Origin of the sequence: Maribacter sp. 4G9, assembly GCF_002742265.1 — a bacterium.
Taxonomy (GTDB): domain Bacteria; phylum Bacteroidota; class Bacteroidia; order Flavobacteriales; family Flavobacteriaceae; genus Maribacter.
Window position 1 is genome coordinate 1 of the sequence record NZ_MDGL01000140.1, and the last position, 4,835, is coordinate 4,835.

At 32.9% G+C, this 4,835-nt stretch carries 3 protein-coding genes; all 3 read left to right on the top strand.

What is annotated here, in order from left to right:
- The first annotated feature begins 5 nt into the window (after positions 1-5).
- The 3 genes from BFP75_RS22735 to BFP75_RS13630 all read left to right on the top strand — a co-directional run bounded on the left by BFP75_RS22735 (position 6) and on the right by BFP75_RS13630 (position 4,711).
- Entirely contained in the window at positions 6-167 is a 162-nt protein-coding gene (locus BFP75_RS22735) for an integrase core domain-containing protein (protein ID WP_123803412.1), read from the top strand.
- Complete coding sequence (locus BFP75_RS13625) at positions 167-1,099, top strand: alpha/beta fold hydrolase (protein ID WP_262497616.1); 933 nt, start codon at positions 167-169, stop codon at positions 1,097-1,099. The genes BFP75_RS22735 and BFP75_RS13625 overlap by 1 nt, the downstream gene beginning before the upstream one ends.
- Positions 1,100-1,789: 690 nt before the next feature.
- A complete protein-coding gene (locus BFP75_RS13630; RefSeq protein ID WP_099545929.1) occupies positions 1,790-4,711 on the top strand; it encodes an Eco57I restriction-modification methylase domain-containing protein in 2,922 nt (973 codons plus the stop codon).
- Positions 4,712-4,835: the final 124 nt, after the last annotated feature.

The following is a 4,835-nucleotide window of genomic DNA, read 5'->3' on the forward strand; positions in this document are numbered from 1 at the left end:
AAAATATAAGCGACAACTGGAGAGAGGACTATAATTTTAATCATCCGCATAAATCTCTGGGCAATAAATCACCTAAAGAATACATGCCCAGGTTTGATGAAGAATTTAAATTCTTCATCAAACCTGACCTAAATAATAATTATTTATCGAATTTAGAGGTGTCCTAATAAGGGGAAGCCTACACTATGATCGCTCTGGATTTGGTCAGAGTGAACTAAATCCTAAGCTAAAAAACGATGTGGATTTTGGAATTTTAAATGGTATTAAAGAGTTGGAATCAGGTCTTTCAAAATTGGGTTTCGACAATGAAATGATTTTGGTTTCACATTCCTATGGTGGTCTATATAATCTGCTATATGCTAGAAAGCATCCAAAAAAAGTCAAGTCGGTCATTCTAATTGATGCAACGCCCAGCGATTTTTGGAATGAGGAATTGTTAACAATGCGGGATAATAACGTAGATATTAGCGTTATTGAGAAGCCTTCAGGCGATTATTATATGAATGTGAACTTCAATGAAACCATGCGGTATGTACGAGGGATGCAATTTCCAGAAGATATACCCATTATGAATATTTTTCCCGAAAACTCATTCCCTGGATTTCCAGAAATACTTTCCGAGAGATGGTTAAAGCTGCATCAGGAATTGGGAGACGATAGTGATGATGTGGCCAATATTATTGCCAAAGGAAGTAGGCATGCGGTTTTTCAAGATAACCCTGCTTTAATTATCAATTCAATAATTAAAGCGTACTCTAAAACATTGGATGGGGAAAAACAAAATAAGCTTTTACAAATGGCCTTGGATAACGCTATGGAACTATCTGTTGAATCCAAGGTGAACAATCGCTCTGAACAAGACTTGAACGCTTTGGGATATTCATTTTTGGCAAATGACGAATTAGAAAAAGCCTTGGAGGTTTTCAACGTAACTACAATTTTATTTCCGGATAGCTCTAATGCATACGATAGCTATGGGGAAGCGTTATTGCAAGCAAATCGGAAAGCAGAGGCGATTGAAATGTATAAAAAATCGATTGAATTGAATCCAGGGAATGAGCATGGTAAAGAAGTGCTATCAAAACTGCAAAAGGAGTGACAATACCCATTTACAAATTTGAAATCGAGCATTTATAAAGTTGTCAGTTCGAGTGATTTTCGATAGAAAATCGTATCGAGAACAATTTTATCTAAGCGTGTCCTACTTCTCGATACACAATGCCATGGGCATTCCACTCGAAGTGACATTGGGAGCATACCATCTAAAATCAAAGGAGAGTCGAAATCCAAGGAACTAGGTATCGAGAACAATTTTATCTAAGCGTGTCCTACTTCTCGAACCATAATTCCATGGGCATTTCACTCGAAGTGACAAAAGTGTCTGGCCATCCCTTTTGAGGGTTCTGGATTGATGAAAGAGGTCTCCTTGAGCAATTCGCACGGTCTGCACCACTTTCTATAAATTTCTCCCTTTTACGTAAAACCGTAAATGTATTTTATAGGAAAAAACTTAAATTTATGGACTCCCCCAAATATAAAAAATGAAGGTAGTTTATAAGTATATACCTCCTTTCTGGCGGTATATCAGTGTAAAATACATATATATAAACGAGTTGTAAGTAATGCGAAAATCGAGCAAAAATTGAACATTTGAACTAAAAAAGCCAACGCACAAACAGCACATTTATTTTTTTGCCAAAGCGAAAAGCCAACGCGAAAAAAAATAAAAGAGCTGTTTTTTGCCAACGCTCGGAATAACATTAAATTTGAGAAAAAACATTAAACATATATGAGCTTATTTCAGAACTCTGTTCTAAACAAATATTTAAAAGGATTAGAGTCCGAAAAAGTTAATGAAGCTTACGAAAGGTTCACAAGCCATTTCCATAATCCGACCATTCAAGAAAATATAAGGAATTCCAAAGAGGAACAATATCAAGGCGAATTTCTGATTGACCTTTTTGTAAACGTATTCGGATATATTAAAAACCCAACGCCTGACTTTAATCTCACAACGGAATTAAAAAATATAAAGGGCTCAAAAAAGACAGATGGTGCAATTTTAAAAGGCGAAAAAGCACTTGCAGTAATTGAGCTAAAAGGAACAAACACAACCGATTTAAGCAAAGTAGAAACCCAAGCATTTGGATATAAAAACAACCAACCAGGTTGTAATTATGTAATTACTTCCAACTTTGAGAAGTTGCGTTTTTACATAGATAATGCAGTTGATTTTGAGGAATTTAATTTATTCCAATTAACAAAAGAGCGTTTTGTAATTCTTTGGCTTTGCCTATCGTCTGAATATCTTTTAAAAGACATTCCTAAAAAGATTAAAGACGAATCCTTAACGCAAGAGGAAAACATCACAAAAAAACTATATAAAGATTACGCTTCATTTAGAAATGAAATTTTTGATGCAATCCAAAATGAAAATCCTGAATACGATAAGCTTACTTTATTCAAGAAAACACAAAAACTACTTGACCGTTTTTTATTCATCTTCTTTGCAGAAGACAGATTATTACTTCCACCTAATTCTATTCGTTCAATTGTAAACCAATGGACAGATTTAAAAGATAAGTACGATGAGTATTTTCCTCTGTACGACCGATTTAAAAAGTATTTCGGTTATATGAACACAGGACACAAAGGACAACAACACGACATTTTCGCTTACAATGGTGGACTTTTTGCACCAGACGAGATTTTAGATAACATCAAAATCAATGACGATTTACTTTACAAACACACAGTTAATTTAAGCAACTACGATTTTGAGAGCGAGGTAAGTGTAAACATACTTGGACACATTTTTGAACATTCGTTAAACGATATTGACGAAATACAAGCAGAAATACAAGGAATTTCATCTGACCAAAGTAAAACCAAACGTAAAAAAGATGGCGTTTTTTACACACCAAAATATATTACCAAATACATAGTTTATAATACAGTCGGGAAACTTTGTGAGGAAAAAAAGACCGAATTCGATATTCAAGAAGCCGAATATGAGAAAGAACGTAAAGGAAGACAAAAGGCAACATTAAAAAAGCTAACTCAAAAGTTAGAAGATTATAGAAAATGGTTATTGCAAATTACCATTTGCGACCCAGCTTGTGGAAGTGGAGCTTTTTTAAACCAAGCGTTAGAATTTCTAATTGTAGAACACCAATATATTGACGAACTACAAGCCAAACTTTTTGGAGATGCAATGATTTTGAGTGAAGTTGAAAATGCTATTTTGGAAAACAATATTTACGGAGTAGATATTAATGAAGAAAGTGTTGAAATTGCAAAACTTTCACTTTGGCTTCGAACTGCTCAAAAAGGTAGAAAGCTAACTTCTTTAAATGACAATATTAAATGTGGTAATAGTTTAATTGACGACCCAATTGTTGCAGGAGACAAAGCGTTTAATTGGGAAAATGAGTTTCCTAAAGTCTTTGCAGAAGGAGGTTTTGATATTGTAATTGGGAATCCACCATATGTAAAAGCGAGAGACAATGATGATATATTAGGTAGAGCATATATCGAGAAGTCTTATAAAAGTCCTTATAAAATGTGGGATTTGTATGTTCCATTCATAGAGAAAGGGATAGACATTGTAAAAGAAAAAGGGCTGTCAGCAATGATTATTCCTGATACCATTGGTAAATCTGATTATACTACAAAATTAATAGAACTAATTGAAGAAAATTATTTCTTATACCAAATCGATTTCTTTCCTGATATATATGTTTTTCAAAATGTAGGTGTAAGGAGTAAAATAACATTTATTCAAAAAGAAAAAAGTACAAAACCTGCAATTAAAATTAAACACGTTCTTGACGTTTTTGATAATCAAATAATAGAAAATAAATCAAAAGGAGAAGAACAATATTTATTAAATGTAGCTGAATTCAATATCAACAGGCATAACTGCATAACATTAGCAGATTTATGCTATGTTAGCTATGGTATGAGATTAAATAGCGATAAATCGGACCCAGAAAAATTTAAAAAAACAGACCTATTATCGGAAACAGAAAATGAAATTCACTCTAAAATTTATACAGAAGGGAAATACTTGGAAAGATATTCTATAAAAAAAGAATTGTTTTTAGAATACAATACTGAACGGAGTCCTTCACGTCTTGTTAGACCAACTTTTCCTGAACTTTATCCACCAAACAAACTACTTCTTTCTCGACAAAAAAAAGTTGCAGTATTTACAGACCAAAGTCATTATTGCGACAATACAATAATAATGGCAATTCCTGCTCACGAGTTAATTTCGGTAAACAATAATAGCATTAAAAAGTATTATAAGAATATTGGCAAGGACAGAGCAATAATTGAAAAGAATTCTCAATCATACGATTTGAATTATTTGTTAGGAATAATTAATTCCAAACTAATTTCTTTTCATATTAAATATGCAAGTAAAGGAAAAATTGACTTTTATCCAGATGACTGGAAAGAACTTCCAATTTTTAAAGCAAATACTAATGAGCAAAATTCATTGAGTGTGTTGAGTAAAAAAAGGACAAATCAAGAAAAGTTATTGGACAATATTTTGTCGAACTTATTAAACTTGATTTCTGCTAAATTTCAAATTGATTCGATAAGTAGAAAATTACAAAATTGGAATGATTTAGAGTTTACAGCATTGAAGTGGTTTAAACTTTTTTTGGATCGAAAGACAGGGTTGCAGAGATTTGTGTTGTGAAACATAAGTCAAACCAAAACAACCCTTTATGTACTTTATTCTTGACAAAGATATGATAGAAGAATCAATAGTCGCATACCTTCCTTCACCTAGTCGTGGCTTTAACGTTACGGTACCCATGGCC

Excerpts from the sequence above, each read along its gene's own strand:
- BFP75_RS13630 (WP_099545929.1), top strand. The coding sequence starts at position 1,790 with ATGAGCTTATTTCAGAACTCTGTTCTAAACAAATATTTAAAAGGATTA.